Origin of the sequence: Agarivorans sp. 2_MG-2023 (genome assembly GCF_030548085.1) — a bacterium.
GTDB lineage: Bacteria > Pseudomonadota > Gammaproteobacteria > Enterobacterales > Celerinatantimonadaceae > Agarivorans.
Map to the genome: position 1 here is coordinate 178,986 of NZ_JAUORQ010000009.1, position 25,435 is coordinate 204,420.

A 25,435-nucleotide genomic window follows, 5' to 3' on the forward strand; every position below is an offset into this window, starting at 1 on the left:
AAGTGCTGCCTTTTTAGTTATTAGAGAAGCAAGTAATGGCTAACCTGCTGTGCGCTCATCTTTGCGCTTGCCGCTATAAATACACATGGCCGAATTATAGCCGTTGTAGGCAATCGCATAATTAAAATCACAATAATAAGTTGGCTCTTTAGTGGCAATGGCATCGCCGGCTTTACACTGATTTTCTAAGCCCTCTACCAATGAGCCGCCTCGCGATCCCATACAGGCTTTGCCAGTGGGAGTCGCTTGAGAATTGCATCCGCTTAGTGCCAATACACCGATGATTAATAGTACTGCTTGTTTCATTAAAATCCCTATTTATCAAATAAAAGCAGTGCTACTTTAGCAACAAACTTTCTTTGTAAATAGAAACTAAATCAATAAGTTAAGCAAATGATTAAAGCGTGCTCAATCGGCTCATGTCTGACCCGACAACAAACATTGATCTCTTAACCAGCGATGCGCAGGGTCATTCGTACGTGAAGGATGCCAATACATGCTCACCACTATTTGCGCAGGCAAAAAGTCTGCACGTAAGGGCTTTAAGCCAAAGTGCTGGCAATGCTGAGAGGCTAATCGCTCAGGTAATATGCCCATGCAATCACTTTGGGCAATAAGCGGTAACATGTCCATAATGCCGCTCGCCTGCCAGGCAACCCGCCTCTCTGTTAGGCCCGCTATTCCCATGTCACCGAGGTAACCAAACTTTTGCTCCGGCTGGGAGTGAATAACATGTTGCTCACTCAAATATTGCTCTAGATTAATTTCACTACCACTAACTCTTGGGTGTTGTGCTCTGCACACCACCGCTAACTTATCTTGCATGACCACTTGCGAGCGTAAATTGGGGTAGCGGTTTGATTCAGCTTCAATCAGCAAATCACATTGATGGGTGCGCAATAAGCTGATCATATCTTGCCCAAACAAAGGTTCGGTTTTTACCGAGGCCAACGGGGCTTGTTCAAATAAGCGTTTTGATAACTGCGGAAATAAAGTGAAACTGAATACGCTTAAAGCCGCAATAGTAAACTGGCGTTGGCATTTAGCCGGATTAAAGTGGCGTTGCTCTGGCAACATATGAGCAATACTTTCTACCGAGTTGGCCAAGGCAGGATAAATATCCATGGCATAGGGGGTGGGCTCTACACCGTGGCTACCGCGAGTAAACAAGTTATCTTTAAAAATGTCGCGTAGGCGAGTCACACTCTGGCTCACAGCCGATTGGCTAATGCCCAACCGTTTAGCGGCCTTACTGTAATTTCGCTCTTCCACTATCGCCACAAAGGTAGGAATTAGGCTGTAGTCTGAATGTTTCATAAGTTAATAATTCTGCTTTTTACCCATCAACTATTAGATATCTTATATCACATATCAGCAAAGCGATAATGCTTTGGCGTAGCGTAGTGCCAACTTAAACGTAAACAAGGCCTAGCTTCGATATGAAAAAAACAAGCATTGCTTTATCTGTACTTATTGCCTCTGGCTTAGCAAACCTAGCGGTTGCGGGCGACAACCATAGTCACCGTTTTGATGGCGTAGAAATTACCATTCCTACTCTTTCACACGATTACTACTTAGGTGAAGACTCTGGTGCAACTCACTACTGGCATGGTGAAAACCAAGACATGAAGTGGATCCCTACCGGTGGCAACGATGCCTTTGATGCTAAATCAGACAAAGTTCACCCACAGTTAACTGCACACTCGCAGAAAATGGATAAGGGTTTATTTGCATACCAAGATAAGTACTTTCAAGTTTACGGTTACGGCTTAACCTCTCCAATGATTGTTGACGGTACCGACGGCCTTATCATTCTTGATCCGGTTGAGTCAGTAGACAAAATGCAAGACGTAATGGCTGATTTCCGTAAAGTAACTGGCAACAAAAAGCCTGTTGCAGCAGTTATGTACTCGCACTGGCACCCAGATCACTACGCCGGCGTACGTGGTATTGAAGGCGCAGAAGATGCCTTAATTATTGCTCACGATACCTTTATGACTAACGTTGTTAAAGGCTCTATGGGCGGTACTGGTCCGGCACTTGGTTTCCGCGTTGACTACTCATTAGGAACTCTACTTAGCGTAGAAGAAGGTGGCCGAATTAACGGTGGCCTAGGTCCAGATTTTGAAATTCGCGAACACAGCCTTATTGCCCCTAATACCCTAGTTGAAGGTTTTAACGGCGTATTAGAGATGGACATTGCTGGTGTTAAGGTTGAGTTCAAACACGTTCCTTCTGAAGCGTCTGACGAAATCACTGCCTACTTCCCAGAAGCTAACTTACTGTTTGGTTCTGAAGTAATCCAAGGCGAAAGCTTCCCTAACTTGCACACCATTCGTGGCACTAAATACCGTGACCCAAGCATTTGGTTCCCTGGTATCGACGTACTTCGTGAATACCAAGCAGAAACAATGATGTTATCTCATGGTCGCCCAGTGGTTGGTGCTAAGCACGTAGACAACACGCTAACGGCTTACCGAGATGCGATTCAGTTTACTTACGACCAATCAATTAAAGCGATTAACAACGGCTCTACTCAAGAAGATTTGATCCGTGAAATTAAGTTGCCTAAGCACCTAGAAAACCACCCATGGTTAGGTGACTTCTACGGTTCTATTCGCCATGCTGCTAAGCAAATCTTTGTAGGTGAAATGGGCTGGTTTGATGGTGACCCAACAACACTAAACGCGACCTACTCGGTAGATGCGTCTCAACGCTATGTTGAGATGGTGGGCGGCAAAGCCAAAATGATGAAGTTCGCTATCGACGCATTTGACAATGGCGATTACCAATGGAGCGCAGAGCTTACTACTCACGTCATTCGTGTCGACCTTGATGACATGCAACCTCGTCTGCTTAAAGCTAAAGCCTTACGTGAACTAGGTTACCGTGAAACCAATAACAACTGGCGTAACTGGTACCTAACCTCTGCTCAAGAATTAGACGGTACCATTGATTACTCGAAGAAAATCAACCTTCAAGCCCCTGATTTAATGGCTGAGTTTGAACCTTCGCAACTTGTTAACGCACTTCGCTTTAGCTTAAATGCCGAGCGCAGCGCCGACCAACACTTCACCATTGCGTTTAACTTCTCAGACACTAAAGAAGTTCACGCACTAGAAGTTCGTCGCTCTGTGGCGCAATTCCACAAGGGCTATAACGGCGAAGCGAAAGCAACAGTTAACCTTACTAAACCAGTATTCCTAGGGTTATTAGTAGGTAAAGTAGATTTTGCTGAAGCAGTGAAAGCGGGCTACATCACCTTAGATGGCGACGCAGCAACCGTTCCTGCATTCTTTGGCTTGTTAGACAAACCAGCAGAAAACCCAAAAATCACTTTGCGTTAATCGCTTAAGCAGTGACTTAAAGAGCGCCTTTGGCGCTCTTATTTATTTCAATCACATCCCCAGAGGCTAATATGAGAAAATATCTGCTCGTTGCATTTATCGCACTAAGCCCAATAGCCAGTTACGCCTGCAGCCACGATATGTTGTTTTCGGCTCCACACATGCACAATCACGAGGCTTTGGTAGACGCGTTAAATCAATCTCAAGGTAAGCAGCCTAAACCTTTTGATTTAAATGCATTACCTGCTAAGCCCTCTAAAAACCAATTTCAGGCGAAGGGTTTTCGAAAACTACCGGGTTACAAAATGCCCAACGCGAAAGCAAAAGCGTAAATACCGATTATTCAACAGCTCAGTAAAGCTTAAAGTAAGCCAATGAAAAATTGCTTGCAGCCTCCATTTTTGGTAAAAAGCTCTGCTATATCCACAAACTACCGACACAAATACACTAAAACATGTTTCAGCATCGTATTTTATCTATAGCGCTTATTATTTGGACAGTGGGTTTAGGCCAAACCACTAGTCTATTGGCGCTTGCCGAGTTAATGCATGAAGCAGGTCACCATTCCCATGTAAACAGTGGCAGTGTAGAGCAGCATAAAAATGGCCAATGTCACTCGCAATCACTATTACACAGTTGTGCTATAAGTTTACTCGTCAGCCCACCCGCTCAACGAGTAGAGGCCAACCATTTAGACATTAGCACTGCCCAAACAACGCTCTATTCCCCATTATTTAGCCAAGGGAAAAGCATTCGCGCGCCCCCGGTTCTTTTTGTTTAAGCATTTACGACTACGCTTAGTGCTTTAATTAAGATTTAAGCACGCTTACTTATTCGGTCACTAGCGCTTGGCTAGGGCGAAGTATTCGCCCAGCAACAATGGCTGAAGCCGAACACAAAACGAAAAGAATGAATGAATACACACACAGTAACTCCCCAAAACAGCCCAGCTAAAGGGCCAAGGCTCGCCTCCATCGACATAATGCGCGGTTTGGTCATGGTATTTATGCTGCTCGACCACGTACGCGAGCGCTTTTATTATCAGCATAAAATCACCGACCCTATCACCATAGAAGACACCGAAGCAGAGTTATTTTTCACCCGTATCTTGGCTCACTTATGTGCGCCAATATTTGTGTTTCTTACCGGTGTTTCTGCCTAGCTCTATGCAAACCCCGCTAACAAACCACCGCGCTCTGCCCAGCAGTTTTTATTAAAACGAGGGCTATTTTTAGTCCTGCTAGAAGTAACCTTAATTAACTTCTCTTGGTTTGGTGCCTATAACGCGCTTTACCTGCAAGTTATTTGGGCGATTGGCGTAAGCATGATTACCCTAGGTTTGCTAAGTAAACTGCCACACAAGTGGATTGCCGCCTTAGGTTTAGCCATTGTATTTGGCCATAATAGCTTGGAGTTTATTCAATTTGCTCCCGGTGAGTGGGGTTACAGCTTATGGACTATTTTGCACGACCGTGGACCACTTTATAGCAGCGACTCATTTACTGTGTTTGCCTCTTACCCTGTGCTGCCGTGGATTGGTGTAATACTGTTAGGTTATGCCATTGGCCCTATATTTAGCCGTCGCTTTAACAGTGAGCAACGCCAAAGTATTTTAGTAAAACTGTCATTACTGGCATTGAGCTTAATGTTAGTGTTGCGTGGATTTAATATTTACGGTGAAGACTTGCCGTGGCAAGTAGGTGCAACTTGGTTAGATAGCGTGATGTCATTTCTCAACTTCACCAAATACCCGCCGTCTTTAATGTTTATATTGCTCACGCTAGGCATAGCCTTAAGTTTGTTAGCGCTATTTGAAAAGACCCAAAATAAACTCACAGACGCGCTAAAAACTTATGGTTCAGCGCCGATGTTCTTCTACATCTTTCATTTATACATATTATTGATTGGCTACAAGCTAGCTATGTGGGGGATTGGCCCGAACGCTGGAGATATATTTGGATTTGCTGCGCTTTGGCAAGTGTGGTTACTCACTGCCATACTGGCTGTTTTGCTGTACTTCCCTACTCGCGCCTTTGCTCGCTATAAACATGCCAGTAAGCAAGCCTGGGTAAAATATCTGTAAAATCGCAGCCGTTAGCTAAGCTCGCTTGCACTAAATTTCTATCAAAATAGCCGACTCACAAGTCGGCTTTTCTTTAGTTTCAGCAATGCCCTAAAACATACTATTGCCATTGGCAGAGCCTTCTGGCACTTGTTGAATACTGTCCCAGTGTTCCACTATTTTACCGTTTTCATCAAAGCGGAAAAAATCCATAGTCACATATTGATCGTTACCCGGCCAAGTTTGATGAGTGTGCAACGCAACCATGTCGCCCTCGGCAATAGTGCGCAAAAATCGAATCTGTTTGTCGGGGTAGTCACGTTGCATTTCATCGAAATAATCAATGAAGCCCTGCTTACCATTAGCCACTACCGGATTATGTTGAATGTACTCATTACCCACATACCGCTCAACAGCTTTTGCTGGCTCACCTAAATAAGCCATTTGATAGAAAGCAACGGCGTTGACTTTATTCTGCTTTAAAAGGTTACTCATGGTTTTCCTTATCCTGCTAAAGGATCTTCACTAAATATAGTCGTTCAGCCAAAAGTTCTTAGCTGGATTGGCTGGGGAAAGACACTTCTAATACTAAACACTCTTGCTCACACTTAAAGGGACCGTGACGCTCACCCGGTGGACGGCTTGCATAATGACCAGCCTCAAGCCACATATCAAAGGCCTCATCAAATAAACGCCCAGAAATAATATAAATCTCTTCTGGGTAAGTATGCGACTTTCCACCAAAGACTTTGGTATCAGCCCCAGCCTTAAAGCGAGTTAAACGTGTGTAATCACCAGTTTCATTATCCATCGCTAAGGTAAGCTGTTCTAGCTGGCCTTCACTTCCGTCAATCTCTTCCCATTGGCCGGCATTGCTCTTCGCCAGTACATTCCAATATTGAATAGTGCTTTTCATCTATGCTCCTGAATTCTTAGATGGTGACCTTAGTTACTCTTAAAGATAGCGGGCTTGCTTAGTCACGCAACAACGCGAACGCGCAGAGAAAAACAAACCATCAATGTAGTGTTTCCGAGAATTAATCTCTTGGGCTTACAAACGATATAAGCCGTTTAAAGATGCCTTGACAAAGGCTTACACCAATACAATATGCTTAAGTCATTTATGCGCTAAGATATTTGCTTAGCAAAGCGCGATTCCTTATTCAGAGGTTGAAATGACATGGCAAGATTAATTTTAGTTTGTGGCCCTACTGGCGTGGGTAAAACCACCTATGCGCTTTCACTCGCAAAAGAGATAGCGGCCATCAGGTTTTCTATTGATCCGTGGATGCAAACGCTGTTTGCTAAAGACATGGCCAGTCTTGATTTCGAATGGATGATGGAAAGAGTAAACAGGTGCTCAGAGCAAATTTGGCAGGTAAGTGAACAAATATTAGCTATAAATGGAAACGTTATTTTAGATCTTGGGTTCACCACCAAGGATCAGAGAGATGTTTTTGCTAATCGCGCTAAAGAGCTTGGTCTAGCTGCTGAGATTCACTATTTGCACGCACCTACAGATACGCGTAAACAACGTGTCGATAAACGAAATATAGAGAAAGATCCGGCGGTTTATGCTTTCGAAGTAACTGACATGATGTTTAACTTTATGGAACCTAGATTTGAGGTGCCAGATGAAGAAGAACTCAAAAATGGGCGCAAGATTAGTACTTAGCAAATTGCTTAAACGAACGAATGGCAGTTGACCTCCGCTTTGCGACTATAGCCAAGCGCGGTGTTCTACTTAGGCAATGCGTAACTCGCATTCCGTTACGCCACCAACACCCCTTATTTTTGGGACTCATTTAATGGGTAAAGATGCGAATACGGTGTCCATCTGGGTCAACAGCCACAAAGTTAAATCCAAATACCGATGCTTCTATTTCTTGAGCGAATTCAATACCTTTACTTTTCCATGTTGAGAACAGCTTATCGAACGTCTCTTTATCAGCAATGGGCATTGAAAGCTCTGTACCACCACCTTTTACTTCGCTTTTAGGTGTTAGATCAGTCGTTTGCTTCAAAGTGATTTTTACATTGTCAGCAAAATCCAAGGCTGCAAATGTTGGTGACAGTAAGCTTGGTTCACAGTTAAAGGCTTTCGCGTAAAAATCCATGCTGTCTTGAACATCACTCACATAAAGTACAAACGAATCAATCGTAAACATATTTAGCCCGATAAATGCTTGGTGTAGTGTGAAGTATATAGGCTTACGGTTTTGTAGCAAATGTATATATGAAAGGCCAGTTAGATGAACCGTCTGGGGGAAAGAGCAAACTAAGAAACAACAACGTCTATACTCGCACTCAATGCCATTGCAACGTACCATAGCGTTTTATTCACATTCAGAACTTATAATAGATGTCATTCCCACCTTGCCCAAACTGTCACTCCGAATATGTTTATCAAGATCAAAGCCAGCTTGTTTGCCCTGAGTGCGCCTATGAATGGAATCCCAAAGAAGTAGCCGAAGCGGAAACAATTATTGTAAAGGATGCAAACGGAACCCTGTTGTCTGAAGGTGACAAAGTGACCTTGGCCAAGGACTTAAAAGTAAAAAGCAGTTCTTTGGTTTTAAAAATTGGCACTAAAGCGCTAGTTAGACGCATTGTTGAAGGCAAAGACCATCAATTAGACTGTAAGGTTGATGGCGCAGGAGAAATGATGATTACGGCGCAGTTCGTAAAGAAAGCATAAGATGCACCAAGGCTTGCACCTCTAATACAATTACTCGGGTTTGTTCACCGTTTTGCCTTAGCACTTCTGAAACAATAAAGGCCTCAATCGAGGCCTTTTCTAATTAAGAGACCTAGTTACTTGTAGCTAATCTCACCTTTATCATTGTAGTCAGCTGCATTCACTGGGCTTTGCTGCTCCAGGTAGGCTTTAAGTACTTCTGCATCTACAAAGCCGGTATCAACAAAACCACTGTGGCCGGTAATTTTCGGGTAGCCGTCGCCACCAGAAGCGTTGAAGTTAGGAATAGTAAAGCGGTAACTGGCTGCTTCGTCTAAAGGTTTACCACCAATCACTACTTCGCTTACCTTGCCAGCAACTACTTTCATACCAATCCCTGAGAATTGCGCATAAGCGCCAGTATCAACCGGCATGGCAGCCACTACCGACAAATAGTCCATCACCTCACTGCCGCTCATGTCTACATAGGTAATAGTGTTGGAGAAAGGTTGTACCGTGAGTACGTCTTTATAACTTACTTCGCCTTCTTCAATTGAGGCGCGCACACCACCGGAGTTCATCACCGCGAAGTCTGCATTCACTCGCTCTTTGTGCGCGGTGGCAATAAGGCGGCCTAAATTAGTTTGGCCAAAGCGAACTTTGTTGCGATCCCCTACTAGGCGGCCCCTTAGCTCGGCAATGTTAACGCCCAGCTGTTCTTGGCCTTGCTCTTGGTAGGGAGTAAGTAGCGCCAGTACTTCTGGGTTTTGAGGTATTTCGTCCTGCACAAATACCCGCTGTTTTTTGCCTTCTACTGTTATTTTTTTCTTTAAGTTAACCGGCACTAACTGATAACTATCGAGGGTGAATTCACCGTTCTTAAAGCTATAATCGGCGCGGCCTACGTACTTGCCCCATTCATAGGCTTGTACTATCCAGGTGCCGTTTTGTTTATCGGGTTTACATTCGTCACCCGGCTTAAACGTTTGGGTGTACATGTTAGGGCCTTCCATGCACACAGGCTCTTGTGAATGACCACCAACAATTAAATCTAACTCACCTTCATTAAGTGAGCGCGCCAAGCTCACGTCGCCCGGCGCATTCACCCCATGTTTAGCATTGGCGTAATGCCCCATATGAGTCACCGCAAACACCAAATCTGGTTGCTCTGTTTGATTTAGCTCTGCAATAACGTGTTTTGCTTCAAGCTTCGGATCGCGAAACTCTAAACCGGCGACATTATCTGGGTGTACGAGCTTGTAAGTATCTTCGGTAGTAAAGCCAATAACCGCTACTTTTACCCCTTGTAGATCAAACATGTGGTAAGGCTTAAATTTACGTTCGCCGTTAGATTTTTGGTAAATGTTAGCGGATAGAAAAGGAAAGCCTGCCCATTGTTGCTGCTTGGCTAATACTTCTAGGCTGTTATCAAATTCGTGATTTCCCAAGGCCATAGCGTCGTAACCCAACATGTTCATGCCTTTAAAGTCTGGCTCTGCATCTAACAAGTCGGACTCTGGCACGCCGGTATTAATATCACCGCCCGACAGTAACAGTACGCTGCCACCTTTGGCGGCGACTTCTTCACGAATACTATCAATTAAGGTTTTACGTGCGGCTAAGCCATATTCACCGTATTTGTTTTGCCAAAAACGACCATGGTGATCGTTAGTATGCAACACGGTAATTTTGTAACTTTGGTCAACCTTCCAAGTTTGTTGTGGGGCTGAGCTACAGGCTGCTAACAAGCTAGCAGCTAATAAAGTAGGGACGAGGGCAATGCCTGAATGCAAGTTCATCTTTCTTCCTTGATGATGAAGTGAATAAGCTAATCATAGTTCAACAACAATCGCTTACAACCAGTCTACGCGAACAAATAGCTAAAGCCTAAAGCCGCTAAACCATCCTTGCCAAAAGTGTTGATAGTCAAAAATTATCTAACAAAAACGACGCAAAAAGAAGAATACTTGGTTTAGATCAAACAAACACAAATGATAATGATTTACATTTAGATTAAATAACTTTTTGAGCACACCATGTCTACTGCCATTCCTGTAAATTCTGCGCACCTGTCGGAAACGTTAACGGGGCAAGCTAGCCCCTCCCCGTTACAATTTGCCTTCACTAAAAAAACAGGCGCTCATGCCAACCATGGCAAGCGCGAAGCCTTAAGTGGTGAGCAAGCTCGTGAGCAGCTCACTAAACAATTAGCCAATAAAGATGCTAGCTCTCGCCCCCGCGCTATCTATATTCATATTCCATTTTGCCGCGTTCGCTGCACCTTCTGTAGTTTTTTCCAGTACGCCAGCAACCAGCAAATGATGGATGATTATTTTACTCTACTAGAGCAAGAGCTAATTGCTAAATCACGCTACCCATGGAGCCAAGCTAAACCATTTGATGCGGTGTACGTAGGCGGAGGCACCCCAACCGATTTAAACCCCGAGCAGCTAAATAGATTAGGTCAGCTGATTTTCACTTACTTTCCACTCAGCGCTAATTGCGAAATCACCTTAGAGGGCAGACTCAATAAGTTTAGCGAAGACAAGTTTCAAGCGGCGTTAGCTGGCGGCTTCACCCGTTTCTCCTTTGGTGTGCAAAGTTTTAACTCAAAAGTACGCAGAGCAGCCAAAAGATTGGATGACCGAGAATACATTCTAGAACGCTTGCAGCAACTCACCGCCTCAAATAGCGCGACCATTGCTATAGATTTGATTTATGGACTGCCACATCAAACTCCAGAGAACTGGCAGCAAGACTTACAAGATGTGATTGCTAGCGGCGTACATGGTGTGGATTTATACCAATTACTCACCTTTGGCGGCAGTGGCCTACAACGCAATATTGATGCAGGCCGCGAAGCGGTGCCCTTAAGCTCTAGCGATAAAGCATTAATGTACCAACAAGGCCACCAGTTTTTTAACCAACGGGATTTTAAGCAACTGAGTTACTGCCACTGGGCCAGTCATTCTCGCGAGCAAAGCCGTTACAACTCTTTAGTCAAACAAGGGGCAGAAATACTGCCTATTGGCGCGGGTGCTGGCGGCAATATAAACGGATATGCCCTAATGCAAACCCGCGATATTGAGGCTTGGAAAGCAGGTATCCAACAACACAACTGGGCCTTTGAACAGTTGAGCTTACCTGCAGAAAACGCCGAGTTAAAAGCAGCGATAACCAGTGCCTGCGACAAAGGCATAATAAGCGCTAAGGTATTACCTAATGGACATGAACTCTTTACACATTGCTTACCCTTGTTTGAAGCATGGCAAAAAAATGGGCTAGTAAATAAAGAGAATAACAGTGTGAAGCTAAGCCTAGCGGGACAGTTTTGGTCGGTAAATTTAGCCAATGCAATGACCAGCTACTTACAGCAGTATCCTTTAAGAGAGTTAGCGCTTGCTGAGTAAAACATTGATGAAACTATAAACTACTGCCATGATGCTTATTCACTTTTTAGAATAAACAAATAGGCAATAAATGTTTGGCACGGTAAGGACACTGTGGGCATTAATGGTGGTATTTGGTCACTTATTTTGGCTTAGCGACTTCGGTCGCTTTGCTGTATTTGGCTTTTACATTCTAAGCGGTTATTTAATGACCTACGTTATGCATAATAGCTATGGTTACAATGCCAGCGGCAGAAAACGTTTCGCACTTAATCGCTTTTTAAGGCTCTTCCCACCCTATTGGTTTGCCTGTTTAATCAGCATTGTGTTGTTGCTAGTATTTGCAACTCAAATGCCTAGTGGTGGCTTTTCTACCATTGCATTGCCGAATAATATGTTAAGTGTGTTTGGCAATATCACCATGGTATTCGCCCATTGGATTCCCCACTCCATTACACCAAGGTTATCACCCGCTGCGTGGGCGCTTACCGTTGAATTGTTCTTTTATGTTGCTATCTGTTTAGGTATTTCTAAAACATTTAAACGCACCATCATATGGTTAAGCTTGTCGCTGCTGTTTATCGGTTTTAGTTACGCAGCCAACTTGTATTGGCATGCTCGTTACTTCTCTATTCCAGCAGGTTCTTTGCCCTTCTCTATTGGCGCGCTTATCTATTTCATCGTTAAACTTGAAAAGGTACCGCAGGGCTTACAATGCCTATTAACACGCCCAGCCCTTATCCTGATTAGCATGGTGAGCATTTCAGCCATTGTGGCTTGGTTAATCCCTCAGGGCATTAATCCAGCACTTGTAGAGTTGATGTTTTACCTAAACATGTTGGTAAGTGCGCTGTTGGTATTGAGCTTAGCCATGGGTAACAGCATTAGTAGCAAAATAAGCAAAGGTTTTGATAAGTTTGTCGGTGACTTCTCCTACCCCATTTATTTACTTCACTACCAAATAAGCATGGTAGCCAGTGTATTGTTACTGGGAGAAGTTTCTAAATTTAAAGATGCCTTTAGCCTAGAGGCTCTGCTGCTCGTTTGCTTAGGCCTAATTGCCATTTCACTATTCGTGATTAAGTGCATTGACGTGCCAGTAGAAAAAGTTCGCAATGTCATTCGCCACAATACCAGCAAGGCTTCACCCTCTACTAAGGCTACTTTGAACTAAGTTTTTTGGTGTCGTAACCTTGTTTTGGCATATGGCTGGCAATTAACGCTAAGCTAAGTATCACAACAAAGGTTGCGGCATTGGCTGGTGCCTGCAAATTAAAATCAACACTGATGTGAATAAGCATCGCCGTTATCGCCATAAAACATCCTAGCGCGGTGCCTTTCATTAAGGGATCGTTACGTTTATTCAAGGTAGTTAAACAGCGATAAGCAACCCATAACACTGCAGCACCTAACAGCAGAGTGATAGGCAGCCCTGATTCAATAGCAAATTGTAGGTAATCATTATGGGTATGATCGAAAAACGCGCTAATTGGCTGAGGTAAATAGGCCTGAAACACAGAGTAAAAACTCCCCGCTCCGCTGCCAAACACTGGGAAATCTTTAAACATATTTAGCGCCCAATCAAATATGTATATTCGCCCCTCGTCTACCAGTACGGTAGAACTCAAACGCTCTCGTACCTTGCTTAAACCAAACATAGAACTCACGATTAATACGTCAATCAACAACATACTGACAATTAATACCGTAAGTGTTTTGGGTCGCTGTCGGTAAAGCAGCAAAGCCAGTACACCACCAATAAGCGTTGTGGCAAAAAACGCGCTGTTGCCCATGCGCGAGCGAGACATCACTAGGCCGATAACCATAATGATCATGCACATACGCACTAACATTTTGGGACTTAAGGCGGCGTCTAGCAGGCCAGATAACTGCACTCGCCAAGAGTTGGCAGTATTCACTTTTAAATCAGCCACAATCAACGCTAGCCCCATCATTAAGCTAAGCAATAGATAATTAGCAAAATGATTTTTATACACGTAAGAGCCCGTTGCAACGGGACCGATGTCCATGCCAAATACAGGGCTTTGCTCAGTATTGCTTAACAGCAACATCGCTCCGTAAAAGGCCTGAAAAGTACCACTCACTACAATAGCAACCAGCACGGTGCGGATCCGTTTTGGCCGATTAACTAGCAATAGCGTATTTAATGCCAACAGCAAATAGCTTACTCCCTTGAGCAAACTGATTTTGGTTTGCTCTGGGTCGAGAGATAAGGGCTGTGCAGCAGCGCTAGCCGACGCATCTAGCAATACTCGGTGACGAAGTTCGGCATTATTAGGTGCTAGCCACTCCAATAAGCCAGCGGGCAGCGGTACCAACTGTAATACGGTAAACAGCTGGAACAGCGCTAAAGCCACCAGCAAGAACACACCAGGTCGTAAGTAATGCCAAGGAATGTTATGACGAAAGCAATACACTAAACCCAAGCTTTGCATGGCAATCAATAATTCCATTATTGACCAAGCCCATGGTCGATTACTGCCTAACGGTATTGGCAGCCATACCAACAAAAATATGAAACTAGCAAAAATTATCGCTTCTAATTTCGCCGACGCTACTCGCATTTCAACTACTTCCTGTATTTTGCTTGATCATAAATGTAATACGCCACTTGGACTAACTAGTACTCTGGTAAACAACCAAGAGATACTTAGCTAATACCCAGTATTTGAGCCGGGTTATCCCACAACAAACGCTTTGCATGCTCTTCATTGCTTAAGTGCTTTATGCGTTCGAACGCTGGATTTAAGTTTGTGGTGCGCTTTTCTAAATCGTGTGCGTCGCTGGCCAAAATATGAATAGAACCTGCTTTTAATAAATTCTCGGCAATAGATTGCGCTTGTTGGCGAAACTTACCTAAGAACGAATCTGCAGTAACTTGGAACAAACAGCCGAGCTTAATCAACTGAGACAGCTGATACGGGTTTTTCCAGATCCCATGGTTACGTTCAGGGTGAGCGATCATCACTTGAATACTGTTCTTTTGTAACCAACGAATAAGCGTGCTGGTACCTTGTGGCACACTGCCGTGAGGAAGCTCCAGCAACAACAAAGGCTTTTGCTGATACTCTCCAATAAAAGGCAGCTTTTCTTGCATAGCCCATTGCATCACCTCTGGGCACAAGTGAACCTCGGCCGCGCTGCGCAACTCTACATCAATGTCTCGTTGCGATAGCGCAATTTGTAAGGTGTTAAAGGCGGCTTCTATGGTTGCAGGGGTATTGTTATAAGTACCAGGGTGCATGTGTGGTGTGGCCACCATTGCCTTAGTACCATTGGCTTGCGCCATGCTTACCATTTCAATGGCTTGCTGAAGGTTTTGCGCACCATCATCAATGCCTGGAAGAATATGGCAATGTAAATCAATGAACATTTTCACCTCCTGCAGAGTCCCAAGTAGAAGGTCGTCTTAAGAACATAACCAACACACTGGCAGACAATAAGCCTGCGTAATTAAAGCCAAGATCACCCCAAGAAAACTGGCGATACACCGAGAATGCCTGCAAGCCTTCATCAACAGTAAATGCTAAACACAACAGCAACACAATTGCCCGAATACCCGCAAATTTAACCGCGTAAACACGCTCACTCACCGCCATCATTAACAACGTACTGCAGGTTAAGGCCGACACAAAATGAACCACCGTATCGCCACCTAAGTAGATTTCTAAGCGTGCAAAAAAAACGCTGTAGTTACCGGAGCTTTTTAAGCCTGTAGCCACCAGCAATGCTATGCAAACGCAGCCGCAAGCAATTTGCCAAAGTCGCTGATTAAGCCTTTGCGCAAGCGGCATAATCTACTCCAGCTAATAAATATAAGGCACAAGCGCGTTGCTTAAACTGCGGTTTTAACATTGCTTGGCTAAGACCACGATGCATAAAATCATGTTGCTCAACTTTTAGTAGCGCTTCGGCCACTTGAGTACGCTGGGCGACCGTTAATTCAGGCCACAGGCTTAAACCAATTTCTAGGTAGGCAAACAAGGTAACAGGCGCGTTTTCTCCCACTTCGCGAGCCATGCCTAAGTAATGCATTGCTTCTCGGCTACCGGCTTTTCGATACAAGGCATTTTTTGCTAAATCAACATAGGTATTTGGCCAAGTTGGTCTGAGTTCAACCGAGCGCAAATAGTACTTTTGCGCTTTTAACAAGTTGTGCTTTTTAAGTATGGATTTATTGGCTGTTTCAGAGGCTAAAACTAGTTTGAAAAAATTGTTCCATTCTACTTGTTTAGCCGCCAGTACTTGGTAGTGAGGATGAGTATTTTGCCACGCTAACATGTCGTGGGTAACTTGTTCTGCAACGTCTAGATTATTCGCGGTAAGTTGTGAGCTTAGATTTTGTTGCCAGCGTTTATGCCAAGCATCAACGGCATAACTATTGGCATTGGCTAAACCATATTGCACCGACACCACCGCTACCCACAGTGACACCAGCAGCACACCTAACAAACACAATTTGTCTCTAACTTGCGCCATTGCTACCTTCTCTTTGGTTTACCGCTTTCGGCTATTACATGCATCACGGCTTTACTCTGCTGCGTACAAATCATTCAGTTGGGTGTTTAAGCGCTTCGCTTCAAAGCGACTAACAAATACCTCTCGGCATTGTTGAGACATCGCCTCAAGCGTTTCACGATTAAGCTTGCAAATCACTTTGGCTAAGGCATCGCTGTTACTGTTTTCAAATACATAACCGGTACTACCTTCGGTGACTAAACTAGGTAAAGCTCCTGCATCACTCACCACTACCGGCAAGCCTTGGCGAAAGGCTTCAATCACAACTAAACCAAACCCTTCCCAGCGCGACGGCACTACTAAGGCATCCACCGAGGCGTATAAATCGCGAAGCTGTTCTTGGCTACACCAACCATGCTGCACCACTCGGCCATCAGACAGGTTAAGCTGCTGATTAGACACCACACTCGCTCCCGCAATATGCAATTCAACCTCACTATCTACATCAGCGATTGCGTCAATTAGCAGATCAACGCCTTTTTGTTTATCTAGTCGCCCCACAAACAACAGCTTTAACATGCCTTGCTTAGTGGTGCTTTTCTTGGCAAGTTCTAAGTCATTGAGGGCGTTTTCAAACACCACCATTTTGTGCTCAGGAATACTTTGTTGCAGTGCGCTTTGATAGTCATGATGAGAAATATTGATGACAGAGCTGACTCGGTAAGCCAGTACTTTTTCAATCAAAGAAAAAACTTTAGCTTTAACGCCGGTATAACCGTCGAAGCACCAACCATGGGGGCAATACACTACCTTGCGCTGATTGCGCTTTGAGATTAAGCCCGGTATACGGCACACCACACCCGCAAACGTACTGTGAATATGAATCACATCGGGGTTAAAATCGATAACGGCTTGTTTGAACAATTTAGCCAAATTAGCACACGAACCTAGGCTGCGGCTTGGTCGTTCAAAGCTTTGATAGTAAGCCTTTAACGGCGCATCTTCGGCAATGTGCTGTTTAGGCGCAATAACTTGAATATTCTCCGAACCATAACGCTCGACTTGGTAGGGAATAATAGTATTGAGGTAGGTTTCCACTCCGCCAACCAGAGTCTCGGTAACATGTAGTATCTTCATGATAACTGGCTCTCTGCTTGGTATTTGTCTAGGCGTTGCAACATATCTCGAAATTCAACATCCCACGCACTTACTACTTTATGGCGAGCTTGAACAACCTGTTCCTTAAGTTCACTCATATCCGCTAGCTGTATTTGCTCGGCATGTTGCTTCATCCCTTCTGTGGAAAAATCAAACAACATGCTAGTGGGCAGCTTAGCGGCAGCAACAAACGAGCTCACTTTACTGTCCCAACTCATCACCGTAAAAGGCACCGAAAACGAGAATGCGCTAATGGCAGAATGTAAACGGGTGGCAAATACACATTGCGCTTGGCTAACCACAGAGACTAAGTCTTCTACCTTCTCGGTATTCACCACTTTGGCATCAGCAAGCTGCGCAGCAATGTGGATCATGTATTGCTCGTCTTCCTGCGCGCCGTTGGTATATAACACCGGTACTAATCCCGCCGCTTTAACCTTATCTACAGTCGTTTTCAACCACTGCAAATAGCTCTGTTCGCTAAAATTTACATCGTGATCAGAGTTCACCATTAACACCGTGGGATTCACAATATTAATGGCCGCATACGGTGTTGAAGAGAGTTCAGAGCGCGCTAAATCACTATAAGTGAGGTTTAAGTTAACTGCGGGGTCTATGCTCACTACCACTTTGCTTGCCAGTTCAGCACCAAATAGCTGCTCAATGTTGGCTTTGCTAGCGGCGTCTCTCACCGAGATATAACGGCATTTTTTGGCGCTAAACAGCTTTTGAAACAACCAACGCCCTAAACCCGACATGCGCTTAGCCACGCCGACATAGACTACGGCGTAATCAGTATTTGAGAAGTAGCAAAACAGCGATAAAAAATACAACTTTAACGGAAAGTTTAAATACACATCGCTAATCAAATTACCGCCACCAATCAGTACCACATCGGCCGCTTTAATTTTTGCCATCCATACGCGGTAGTTTTTTAGTGCCACCAGCATGCCATTCAAAGGAATAAATACTTGTCTTACCCATTCAAAACGACTTTTTAGAATCTTATCTTTAATCGCATTTTGCGATGCGCTGCGCGCGAAGTCGTGTCGCCCAGCAATATCTAAGGCGTCACTTGAAATGTCATAATTGCCTAGCTTCCATGCTAAAGAATGATGAATGAGCGCATCACCATAATTGTCACTGTAAGGCACAGCCGCAATCAGGTAATGGGTATCCTTATTGGTCATCTAAGACTCCTTGTCGTGAACTTCCAAACAATAATGAATAGCTAGGAAGCAGATAAATTGCTGCTGATAAGATATGCCTGAAATAACTTCCTTGGTCTGGTTCAAACAACAACAGCACAAACATATGAGAACAAAATAAGGTCAGTAGTAAATCGCCCTGTTTGCGTTTAAGCATTTGGCCACAAATGACTATCACGCCAACGCTGAACAGCAATAACAACAGTTGGTTTAAACCTTGGGCAAATAGCAGAGGTAAGCTAAGTTGCAATAAAGCCCAGCCAAAATTGATGATAAAAGGGATCCCGCGGGCAACATCAACCAAGTTATCAAAAGCGGTCACATTGAAACTGCCTTCCAACTTTGCGTAGTTATTGGAAATGTCTCGTTGCCCTTGAGACATTTGATAAAAGGCATCGGGAAGCAAAAACGCTAAACAAACAAAAAATGCTAAAAAGTACCAAACGGGTTTAAAACTGGCTAATTGGAAGGCGGTACGATTAAGGCTATTGCGTATTGGAAATCCCTTATCACTAAAGTATTGAATCACATAACCCGCAGCAAACACGCCTAAGATTAAAAAGTAGTAGGAACGTACTTGCACTGCATAAGCAATGTAGAACACGACTACGCTAACCAGAAAAGCTTTTCGACTAAAATAGGTGGAGTAAAAAACCACTAAACATAGCGCCATAACTATGGTTTCTTTAGCTGGCCAAATAACATTAAGCAGCATACTTGGTAGGGTAAATAAGCTAACAATAAGAAAGTCTTTCAGTGTGACAACAAACTTTGAAATCACCAAAATCCATAAAAAGCCGATTATCGCTGTAGAGGCCACTGCACTCTCTCTACCAAGAAAATAAAGCAGTTCACGAGTAGCCCGAAAGGAGCCGTCTAATTCAAAGAAAACAAAACGACCTTCGATTTTCATCGCGTCGTAGCCCCACTTCCAGGGCAAAAAGTCTTTACCAACAGTCATCAAAAACAGCAGCATTAGCGACCAAAACAGTAAGTAGCAAACACCCAGCTTAGTGCGTCTAAATTCGAGCATAAGATCCGCCCGAAGACTGCTTATCGGCATACGTTAACGAGACTAACCAAGTGGCTAAATAACAAACCGCTAAGCCCAGCACTCCAGCAGAGAAATTGAGTGAAACAGCCGAACACACCAGGCACACCAACAGAGTGAGCAAACAGTTTGTGTAAACCTGCTTATCAGCGGAGAACTTGACGAAAATATGATAAACCGGGCCGAAATAAAGTCGCACGCAAGCGGCTAGTGCAAATAGCCCCCATACCAAAATTGTTGACCCAGCCAACTCTGAAAACTGAAAAAGTATCAGTACAGCAAGCGCCGATACAGCCAATCCTGCAACGCTTAAAAACACCCCGTCTTTACGTACTTTTAAATAGCTTTTCTTAATGTCTTTAGAGGCGAGAATTTCAGGAACCTGCACACTGTTACGTATTGCTAAGATAAAAACGAACAACTGAAAAATTCGCCCTCCCCATGCAATCACCCCAGTATCGTATTCGCTTAAGGTGTAACCACTGATTAAAATGATGCCCCAAAACAATACGTATTCACTTAAAGTGAACGCTAGAAACTTGGAGTCTTGTTTAAGTTGCTGACCCAAAGTGCCCTTTGGCTGCGGGTCGTGTTGCTTAAAACCTTGTAGCAATTTGCTTAGCCCAAAAATAGCGAACAAAACAAAATACGCCATTAAGCACACGCTAAGAACAACAAACACATTGCTTTGTTTAAACCACAGTGCCGCAAGTAAGAAGATGAGCGAGCTAAACACAAAAAACACGCCAGCTTCAAACAGGTAAGAACGGTAGAACTCTTTAATCACTCGATGTGATAAAGACACCATTTGAACAATAGAAAAGCCTGCTATATATAAAAAGCAGAACAACATCACTTCGGGTTGCTCAAAGCTCAAGGGAACAATAATCACCGACAGAATTAAACTTAATACCAATGACAAACGGCACTTTTCAAATAAGACTCTTGAGGCTTTTAACGTTTCCCCTTGGGTCGAGAGGTCAAAATACTGACCAAAGAAAGAATACTCAGAGCCATAACGTCCAATCACTAAAATCAGGTTAGCGATAGAAATAGCAAAAGATACCTTGCCAAAACTGTCCATGCCGTAGAGCCAAGTAATCACCGACGAAAACAAGATCAAACCTGTTGCACTAAAGGCGCGCAGCAAGGTAATACTGCCAAAGCGTTTCACTAAGGACTCTATTCGCTTAAAGCCATTCATGCAGTAGTACCGTATTCGCGGTAATAGCCGTAGCGGGTTTCATGTTTTGGATTAACCCGATTGAGGATAACGCCATCAACCACCACGTTGTGGCTAATCAGTTGCGACAATGTATGCTCAATTTGGCTTACTTTGGTACGGCCAGCATTCACCACAACAATGCTCGATTTGGTAACTTGCCCCACAATTAAGGCGTCACTCACCGCGGCAATGGGCGGGGTATCGATAATGATTTTGTCGTAATGTTGGCTGAGGTCATCAATCAGAGCTTTAAACTTGGCCCCGGCTAACAACTCCTGCGGATTAGCGGTTTGCATGCCGGCCGGTAATAAATCTAAGCCAGAGCGCTCGTGATGCACAATACAATCATCCAGCTCAGCTTCCATCACCAACAAGTTACTTAAACCAGGATGGGCACGGTTTAAATTAAAGCGCTCACCTAACGAAGGCTTACGTAAATCACAATCAATGAGCAGGGTTTTTTCCATACCCGCCATTGCTACGGCCAAGTTCAATGCGGTGGTGGTTTTACCTTCATTAGGTACCGATGAGGTAATAGACAACAACTTACGTTGCTGACTCATCATGCTTAGCATGACCGAAGTGCGAATACTTCTCACTGCCTCACTAAAGTTGATTTGCTTCTCGTCGAAGAACTGCTCTAAAGGCAAGGTGTCTTTATTAAAACGAGAACCTTTAACTAAAGGAATCACGCCTAATGGGGTTAAGCGTAACTTATCTTCTATACCTGAGGCACTTTCAATAGTGTTGTTTAAAGACTGACCTAACAAGGCTAAAACGATGGCCAACATCATCCCCATCACCGAGGCCAACAAAATAATAATGCCTTTTTTAGGTTTTGCTGGAAATAATGGGGTAACGGCACGGTCAGCAAAGCGGGCAACCGCAGCTTGAAAGTCACTGGTAGCGCTGGTTTCTTTTTGTCGAGTAACAAACAAATCATAAAGATTTTGGTTACTATCCACTTCGCGCTTTAAGGCGTTGTAGGTTGCACGTTTTAAGGCAATGTCTTGAAATTCTGCTTTCTTGTTTTCCATTTCGCTGCGAATCGCATTTTCCTGGCTTCGCGCACTACGGAGTTCTTTTTCTACGCCAGACGCTAGCACCCTTAATAATACTTCAGAGCGATTTTTAACAGAGGCTAACTGGGCTTGAGCGCGGATCATTTTGTCGTGCTTTGGTCCGTAACGCTTACTCAGTTCTGACACTAAACGTTCGGCTTCAATTTGCGCTAAACGTATATCACGTAACTGCGGATGATTAGAAATAGCGGTAACCGACGACAACTCAGAAATAGCAGTATTTTTGTTATCTTGTAATAGGTAATAGATTGATTCAGAAGCCGTACGACGGTCTTGAGCGTCAGCTAGTCGACGACTTAAATTACCCAACTCAGAGCTGGCTAAACTGTCGATTCCGCTAACATCAACTAATTGCTCTCTTTGTAAAAACTCACTTAAGCGCCCTTGTGATTGAATAACCGCCGCTTGCAATACGCCAATCCTATCAGCCAGCCAGTTCGTCGCCTCTTGGTTAGCGATAATACGGCTTTCGCGATTACTGTTAATGTAAGTTTCGCCCACCGCATTGGCTATTTTGGCCGCTAACTTAGGGTCTTGAGAGTCAAAACTAATATTAACCAGTTGGGTTTTTTTTACCGGGTTAATATGGAGGTTATCGCGAAATGTTTTCATTACCTTTTGGCGAGCAATTTCTTGCTGTTGCTCTAAATTTGGAAGTTCATCCACTGGCATAAAACTTTGGATTAATGGCACAGATTGTAAGATGGCTTTTACACCACCAAGGCTTAAACCTTTTCCGTCGTTTTCACCATTAAACTCCGGATTGTCATAGAGTTTAAACTCATCAATAACTCGCTGGGCAATACTGCGCGATTTAAGAAGCTCAAACTGGGTTAAATAATATTCTTGTTTTGACGTATCAATACCAATCACATCGTCGATGGATACTGCTTTACGTTGTTCTGCCTCAATCAGCAGTACAGCAGTTGCTTGATAGGTAGGTTTAATGGCAAATACCACTAATATCGCCAGCAAAACGCTAATGAAAGTAAACCCAATAATCATTAACCAACGCGACTTTAATATCACAAGGTATTGCATCACATTGATAAACTCATCATCGTTTCGATTGTTGCCACGAAATGTCGATGCACCATTCACTGCTGTTGTCATTAACTACCTACTTCCCTGTTGGTAAAACCGTCTAAAATATTTAACTGACCGAGCTTAGAAAAAGCTCGCCTTCACCACGATAATATCGCCGGGTGTGATTTTGTGTTTCAACGCGGCTTTAACCAAATCATTATCACCATCACCCGGTGTAATATTGATGTTGGTTTTAGATGCTCGCTCGGTAAAGCCTCCCGCTAAAGCGATCGCTTTTTCTACCGTTAGCCCTGGTTGGTAAGCGTAACCACCAGGGTGCTCCACCTCACCATTAATAAAAATCTGACGGTAACCAATAATGTTAACGGCCACCTTGGGATTAATAAGGTAATCACCAAGCAAACCGCGCTCGATACTCTCTTTAAGCTGCTGAGCAGTTAGATTATTTACCGGAATACGGCCTAAATAGGGGTAATCGATTTTGCCGCTGTTAGTCACCAATAACTCCATCGACAAGTCGCTCTCGCCGTAAACCACAATCTGAATGCGATCGCCAGCTCCCAAGCGGTAGCTCAGATCTAAGTCATCGGCACTAACAGGAGAGCTAAGCACCAGTAAACCTAACACTATGCTTAACCAGCTTTGCCACTTATGAGTGGCCAGCTTAACCGACGCCAACAAACGTTCCCTATTCATCAAAACTCCTTGTACAAGCTTGTTTCTAGTAAGCTGTTTTGCCTACAAAACCTTTAAAAATGGTGAGAAAAACAATTTTAATATCCATCCACAATGTCCAAACACGAATGTACTCCAAATCGTATTGAACCCGTTTTTCCATTTTTTCTAAGGTATCTGTTTCACCACGATAACCGTTTATTTGCGCCCAACCGGTAATACCAGGCTTCACTTTATGACGTAGCATGTAACGATTTACAATTTGGCGATATTCTTCGTTATGCGATACCGCATGTGGACGAGGCCCAACAATAGACATGCTCCCCATCAGTACGTTGAAGAACTGAGGCAATTCATCTAAAGAAGTACGGCGAATAAACGCACCAAATTTAGTAACTCTGGGGTCGTTTTTAGTGGCTTGTTTAACCACCGCGCCGTTATCTTGGGTGCTCATAGAACGAAACTTCCAAACTCGAATTCTTTTGCCATCTAAGCCATAGCGGTCTTGCTTAAACAAAATGGGGCCAGGAGATGAACGCTTAACCCCAATGGCTACCGCTAACAGTAATGGGCTAATTAACATGATAATAATGGAAGCAAGCACGATATCTTGGATCCGCTTAACTAACATACTGCCGCCTCTAAACGGGCTATCAAAAACACTAATGGTTTGAATATCGCCCAGAGAGCTCCAACGCGAATGCAGTAAGTTGTAAGTAAAGAAATCAGGAACAATGAAAGTGGTGGTAGTAGTATCTGAGAGCTGTTGTAGATACTTAGTAATCCGCTCTTTTGCATGCATAGGCAGCGCGATATAGACATGATCAACTTCGCCACGCTTAGCCATATCTAATACGGTGTCGACTTTAGCAATCGGCCCAATAAAGCCAGAGTCTTCTAATCTAGATTTATCGCGGTCATCAAAGAAACCAACAAACTGAATACCCAGTTCATCGCTGTTTTCAAAGGTTTCTTTAAGTTGAATACCGTTAGGGGAAACACCAATAATGGCAGCGCGCCTTGTGTTGTAACCAAAACGGCGTAACACCGCTAAGCTTTCTCGAAACACTAGACGCGACAAAATCAGCAACATAGGTGTAATCAACACCCAGGAACCAACCACAACACGAGAATAAGTAGCAGATACTTTGAGGAAATAATTAACTGCAAACAATAACGCTATGCTTACAATCCAAACCCACAAGCTAACCATCGCTTGCTCTTTGAGTGAAGCAACTCGCCATGAGCGATAAAGATTAAACGACTCAGCAACCACCAGATAGATGGCTGATAGTCCAACCCCCATCAGTTGAAAGGCAAATTCATAACTGCCATTTTTGAGCCAAGATAAACCTGCCAGAGCGGCAATAATAAGAAAAACATCTGAGATTCGATAAACGACAGCGAGTTCAAATTCATTAGATCGAACGACACCATTTTGGTTCTGCATATCCATTTGCATACCTCTAAATCAAGCTGAAAATCCATGTTGTGCTTGTATATCTGTGTCTCAAATGGGTCGTTACTAAATTCAAGCTTGGCATTTTCTGCTCTTTAGCTGAACTCTTCATACAGGTCAAAACGAAGCAGACCTAAATCACAAAACTTAAAAACAACACAGACTTTAAGGTGATCGAGATCTCAAAAAAAATAACTAAGAAATCCATTTATAGGTATCTGTATTGTATTTGTCAACAAAAAATATAAAGCACAACAACATTTTTTTAGCCATTATTTGACTAATAGTTTATGTGCCACACACCTTATAATTGATAAATTTAATTTTTATGACCATAACATGTCAAGAATATGAATGTCACCAATGTGGCGTAAAAAATATGTTTGAAACTGTAAAGATAGGTGGAAGAAATAGCTTTAATTTCAGGAAGTTAAAATCTGGAAATGTTTTTATACTGTTTAAAACGAAAAAAGCCACGCAATAGCGTGGCTTTTTAAAAATGGCGGAGGAGGAGAGATTTGAACTCTCGAAGGGCTATTAACCCTTGCCGGTTTTCAAGACCGGTGCATTCGACCA

The 25,435-nt window shown here is 43.6% G+C and carries 24 protein-coding genes and 1 pseudogene; 8 read left to right on the top strand and 17 right to left on the bottom strand.

Annotated elements, in window-relative coordinates; translation table 11 throughout:
* Positions 1-39 precede the first annotated feature (39 nt).
* Together Q4549_RS15010 and Q4549_RS15015 are read right to left on the bottom strand one after the other, a co-directional pair.
* On the bottom strand, positions 40-306 hold the full coding sequence (locus tag Q4549_RS15010) for a hypothetical protein (RefSeq protein ID WP_303552914.1): 267 nt from the start codon (positions 304-306) through the stop codon (positions 40-42).
* 111 nt (positions 307-417) lie between these two features.
* Positions 418-1,317, bottom strand: coding sequence for a LysR family transcriptional regulator (locus tag Q4549_RS15015; protein ID WP_303552913.1), 900 nt, complete (start codon positions 1,315-1,317; stop codon positions 418-420).
* 122 nt (positions 1,318-1,439) lie between these two features.
* Here Q4549_RS15015 and Q4549_RS15020 point away from each other — a divergent pair, with 122 nt between their 5' ends.
* From Q4549_RS15020 to Q4549_RS15035, 4 genes and pseudogenes are all read left to right on the top strand, one after another.
* Complete coding sequence (locus tag Q4549_RS15020) at positions 1,440-3,347, top strand: alkyl/aryl-sulfatase (RefSeq protein ID WP_303514091.1); 1,908 nt, start codon at positions 1,440-1,442, stop codon at positions 3,345-3,347.
* Between the two features lie 71 nt (positions 3,348-3,418).
* Positions 3,419-3,679 (top strand): hypothetical protein, encoded by a 261-nt coding sequence (locus Q4549_RS15025; protein ID WP_303514089.1) that lies wholly within the window; start codon positions 3,419-3,421, stop codon positions 3,677-3,679.
* 122 nt (positions 3,680-3,801) lie between these two features.
* A complete protein-coding gene (locus tag Q4549_RS15030) occupies positions 3,802-4,128 on the top strand; it encodes a hypothetical protein (RefSeq protein ID WP_303552912.1) in 327 nt (108 codons plus the stop codon).
* A gap of 132 nt (positions 4,129-4,260) precedes the next feature.
* Positions 4,261-5,430 (top strand): annotated as a pseudogene (locus Q4549_RS15035) (DUF1624 domain-containing protein).
* Between the two features lie 90 nt (positions 5,431-5,520).
* Here Q4549_RS15035 and Q4549_RS15040 read toward each other — a convergent pair.
* Positions 5,521-5,904 (bottom strand): ester cyclase, encoded by a 384-nt coding sequence (locus Q4549_RS15040; protein WP_303552911.1) that lies wholly within the window; start codon positions 5,902-5,904, stop codon positions 5,521-5,523.
* Positions 5,905-5,962: 58 nt separating this feature from the next.
* Positions 5,963-6,325: a cupin domain-containing protein gene (locus Q4549_RS15045; protein WP_303552910.1), complete on the bottom strand. Its 363-nt coding sequence runs from the start codon at positions 6,323-6,325 to the stop codon at positions 5,963-5,965.
* Between the two features lie 264 nt (positions 6,326-6,589).
* Here Q4549_RS15045 and Q4549_RS15050 point away from each other — a divergent pair, with 264 nt between their 5' ends.
* On the top strand, positions 6,590-7,084 hold the full coding sequence (locus tag Q4549_RS15050) for an ATP-binding protein (RefSeq protein ID WP_303514076.1): 495 nt from the start codon (positions 6,590-6,592) through the stop codon (positions 7,082-7,084).
* A gap of 130 nt (positions 7,085-7,214) precedes the next feature.
* Here the strand turns inward: Q4549_RS15050 and Q4549_RS15055 are convergent, their stop codons facing one another.
* Positions 7,215-7,577: a VOC family protein gene (locus Q4549_RS15055; RefSeq protein ID WP_303552909.1), complete on the bottom strand. Its 363-nt coding sequence runs from the start codon at positions 7,575-7,577 to the stop codon at positions 7,215-7,217.
* A 194-nt stretch (positions 7,578-7,771) separates the two neighbouring features.
* Between Q4549_RS15055 and Q4549_RS15060 the strand changes: the two genes are divergently transcribed.
* Entirely contained in the window at positions 7,772-8,107 is a 336-nt protein-coding gene (locus tag Q4549_RS15060; protein WP_303552908.1) for a zinc ribbon domain-containing protein YjdM, read from the top strand.
* 116 nt (positions 8,108-8,223) lie between these two features.
* On the opposite strand, the gene ushA is transcribed toward Q4549_RS15060, so the two are convergent.
* Entirely contained in the window at positions 8,224-9,885 is a 1,662-nt protein-coding gene (gene ushA / locus Q4549_RS15065) for a bifunctional UDP-sugar hydrolase/5'-nucleotidase UshA (protein ID WP_303552907.1), read from the bottom strand.
* Positions 9,886-10,122: 237 nt separating this feature from the next.
* Between ushA and hutW the strand changes: the two genes are divergently transcribed.
* Positions 10,123-11,496: a heme anaerobic degradation radical SAM methyltransferase ChuW/HutW gene (gene hutW, locus Q4549_RS15070; RefSeq protein WP_303552906.1), complete on the top strand. Its 1,374-nt coding sequence runs from the start codon at positions 10,123-10,125 to the stop codon at positions 11,494-11,496.
* A gap of 70 nt (positions 11,497-11,566) precedes the next feature.
* Entirely contained in the window at positions 11,567-12,649 is a 1,083-nt protein-coding gene (locus tag Q4549_RS15075; protein ID WP_303552905.1) for an acyltransferase, read from the top strand.
* On the opposite strand, the gene Q4549_RS15080 is transcribed toward Q4549_RS15075, so the two are convergent.
* The 11 genes from Q4549_RS15080 to Q4549_RS15130 all read right to left on the bottom strand — a co-directional run bounded on the left by Q4549_RS15080 (position 12,636) and on the right by Q4549_RS15130 (position 24,856).
* Entirely contained in the window at positions 12,636-14,060 is a 1,425-nt protein-coding gene (locus Q4549_RS15080; protein ID WP_303552904.1) for an O-antigen ligase, read from the bottom strand. The two genes, Q4549_RS15075 and Q4549_RS15080, sit on opposite strands and share 14 nt — an antisense overlap.
* Before the next feature lie 86 nt (positions 14,061-14,146).
* The gene (locus Q4549_RS15085) at positions 14,147-14,869 is read right to left on the bottom strand and encodes a tyrosine-protein phosphatase (RefSeq protein ID WP_303552903.1); all 723 of its coding nucleotides are present in this window, start codon (positions 14,867-14,869) and stop codon (positions 14,147-14,149) included.
* Complete coding sequence (locus Q4549_RS15090; RefSeq protein WP_303552902.1) at positions 14,859-15,290, bottom strand: hypothetical protein; 432 nt, start codon at positions 15,288-15,290, stop codon at positions 14,859-14,861. The genes Q4549_RS15085 and Q4549_RS15090 overlap by 11 nt, the downstream gene beginning before the upstream one ends.
* The gene (locus Q4549_RS15095) at positions 15,268-15,975 is read right to left on the bottom strand and encodes a hypothetical protein (RefSeq protein WP_303514052.1); all 708 of its coding nucleotides are present in this window, start codon (positions 15,973-15,975) and stop codon (positions 15,268-15,270) included. Before Q4549_RS15095 ends, Q4549_RS15090 begins: the two co-directional genes overlap by 23 nt.
* A 51-nt stretch (positions 15,976-16,026) precedes the next feature.
* The gene (locus tag Q4549_RS15100; RefSeq protein WP_303552901.1) at positions 16,027-17,091 is read right to left on the bottom strand and encodes a glycosyltransferase family 4 protein; all 1,065 of its coding nucleotides are present in this window, start codon (positions 17,089-17,091) and stop codon (positions 16,027-16,029) included.
* Positions 17,088-18,302 carry a polysaccharide pyruvyl transferase family protein gene (locus Q4549_RS15105; protein WP_303552900.1) on the bottom strand — a complete coding sequence of 405 codons (1,215 nt, stop codon included), beginning with the start codon at positions 18,300-18,302 and terminating at the stop codon, positions 17,088-17,090. The genes Q4549_RS15100 and Q4549_RS15105 overlap by 4 nt, the downstream gene beginning before the upstream one ends.
* Positions 18,292-19,353, bottom strand: a complete 1,062-nt coding sequence (locus Q4549_RS15110; protein ID WP_303552899.1) for a hypothetical protein — start codon at positions 19,351-19,353, stop codon at positions 18,292-18,294. The genes Q4549_RS15105 and Q4549_RS15110 overlap by 11 nt, the downstream gene beginning before the upstream one ends.
* Positions 19,340-20,575 (bottom strand): hypothetical protein, encoded by a 1,236-nt coding sequence (locus tag Q4549_RS15115; protein WP_303514043.1) that lies wholly within the window; start codon positions 20,573-20,575, stop codon positions 19,340-19,342. The genes Q4549_RS15110 and Q4549_RS15115 overlap by 14 nt, the downstream gene beginning before the upstream one ends.
* Positions 20,572-22,791, bottom strand: a complete 2,220-nt coding sequence (locus Q4549_RS15120; protein WP_303552898.1) for a polysaccharide biosynthesis tyrosine autokinase — start codon at positions 22,789-22,791, stop codon at positions 20,572-20,574. The genes Q4549_RS15115 and Q4549_RS15120 overlap by 4 nt, the downstream gene beginning before the upstream one ends.
* Positions 22,792-22,845: 54 nt before the next feature.
* Positions 22,846-23,421: a polysaccharide biosynthesis/export family protein gene (locus Q4549_RS15125; protein WP_201798665.1), complete on the bottom strand. Its 576-nt coding sequence runs from the start codon at positions 23,419-23,421 to the stop codon at positions 22,846-22,848.
* Between the two features lie 25 nt (positions 23,422-23,446).
* The gene (locus Q4549_RS15130) at positions 23,447-24,856 is read right to left on the bottom strand and encodes an undecaprenyl-phosphate glucose phosphotransferase (RefSeq protein WP_303514040.1); all 1,410 of its coding nucleotides are present in this window, start codon (positions 24,854-24,856) and stop codon (positions 23,447-23,449) included.
* Between the last annotated feature and the right edge of the window lie 579 nt (positions 24,857-25,435).

Bases quoted from the DNA above. Each gene is read 5' to 3' on its own strand.
- Q4549_RS15010 (WP_303552914.1), bottom strand. From the start codon at position 306: ATGAAACAAGCAGTACTATTAATCATCGGTGTATTGGCACTAAGCGGA.
- Q4549_RS15015 (WP_303552913.1), bottom strand. From the start codon at position 1,317: ATGAAACATTCAGACTACAGCCTAATTCCTACCTTTGTGGCGATAGTG.
- Q4549_RS15020 (WP_303514091.1), top strand. From the start codon at position 1,440: ATGAAAAAAACAAGCATTGCTTTATCTGTACTTATTGCCTCTGGCTTA.
- Q4549_RS15025 (WP_303514089.1), top strand. From the start codon at position 3,419: ATGAGAAAATATCTGCTCGTTGCATTTATCGCACTAAGCCCAATAGCC.
- Q4549_RS15030 (WP_303552912.1), top strand. From the start codon at position 3,802: ATGTTTCAGCATCGTATTTTATCTATAGCGCTTATTATTTGGACAGTG.
- Q4549_RS15040 (WP_303552911.1), bottom strand. From the start codon at position 5,904: ATGAGTAACCTTTTAAAGCAGAATAAAGTCAACGCCGTTGCTTTCTAT.
- Q4549_RS15045 (WP_303552910.1), bottom strand. From the start codon at position 6,325: ATGAAAAGCACTATTCAATATTGGAATGTACTGGCGAAGAGCAATGCC.
- Q4549_RS15050 (WP_303514076.1), top strand. From the start codon at position 6,590: ATGGCAAGATTAATTTTAGTTTGTGGCCCTACTGGCGTGGGTAAAACC.
- Q4549_RS15055 (WP_303552909.1), bottom strand. From the start codon at position 7,577: ATGTTTACGATTGATTCGTTTGTACTTTATGTGAGTGATGTTCAAGAC.
- Q4549_RS15060 (WP_303552908.1), top strand. From the start codon at position 7,772: ATGTCATTCCCACCTTGCCCAAACTGTCACTCCGAATATGTTTATCAA.
- ushA (WP_303552907.1), bottom strand. From the start codon at position 9,885: ATGAACTTGCATTCAGGCATTGCCCTCGTCCCTACTTTATTAGCTGCT.
- hutW (WP_303552906.1), top strand. From the start codon at position 10,123: ATGTCTACTGCCATTCCTGTAAATTCTGCGCACCTGTCGGAAACGTTA.
- Q4549_RS15075 (WP_303552905.1), top strand. From the start codon at position 11,567: ATGTTTGGCACGGTAAGGACACTGTGGGCATTAATGGTGGTATTTGGT.
- Q4549_RS15080 (WP_303552904.1), bottom strand. From the start codon at position 14,060: ATGCGAGTAGCGTCGGCGAAATTAGAAGCGATAATTTTTGCTAGTTTC.
- Q4549_RS15085 (WP_303552903.1), bottom strand. From the start codon at position 14,869: ATGTTCATTGATTTACATTGCCATATTCTTCCAGGCATTGATGATGGT.
- Q4549_RS15090 (WP_303552902.1), bottom strand. From the start codon at position 15,290: ATGCCGCTTGCGCAAAGGCTTAATCAGCGACTTTGGCAAATTGCTTGC.
- Q4549_RS15095 (WP_303514052.1), bottom strand. From the start codon at position 15,975: ATGGCGCAAGTTAGAGACAAATTGTGTTTGTTAGGTGTGCTGCTGGTG.
- Q4549_RS15100 (WP_303552901.1), bottom strand. From the start codon at position 17,091: ATGAAGATACTACATGTTACCGAGACTCTGGTTGGCGGAGTGGAAACC.
- Q4549_RS15105 (WP_303552900.1), bottom strand. From the start codon at position 18,302: ATGACCAATAAGGATACCCATTACCTGATTGCGGCTGTGCCTTACAGT.
- Q4549_RS15110 (WP_303552899.1), bottom strand. From the start codon at position 19,353: ATGCTCGAATTTAGACGCACTAAGCTGGGTGTTTGCTACTTACTGTTT.
- Q4549_RS15115 (WP_303514043.1), bottom strand. From the start codon at position 20,575: ATGAATGGCTTTAAGCGAATAGAGTCCTTAGTGAAACGCTTTGGCAGT.
- Q4549_RS15120 (WP_303552898.1), bottom strand. From the start codon at position 22,791: ATGACAACAGCAGTGAATGGTGCATCGACATTTCGTGGCAACAATCGA.
- Q4549_RS15125 (WP_201798665.1), bottom strand. From the start codon at position 23,421: ATGAATAGGGAACGTTTGTTGGCGTCGGTTAAGCTGGCCACTCATAAG.
- Q4549_RS15130 (WP_303514040.1), bottom strand. From the start codon at position 24,856: ATGGATATGCAGAACCAAAATGGTGTCGTTCGATCTAATGAATTTGAA.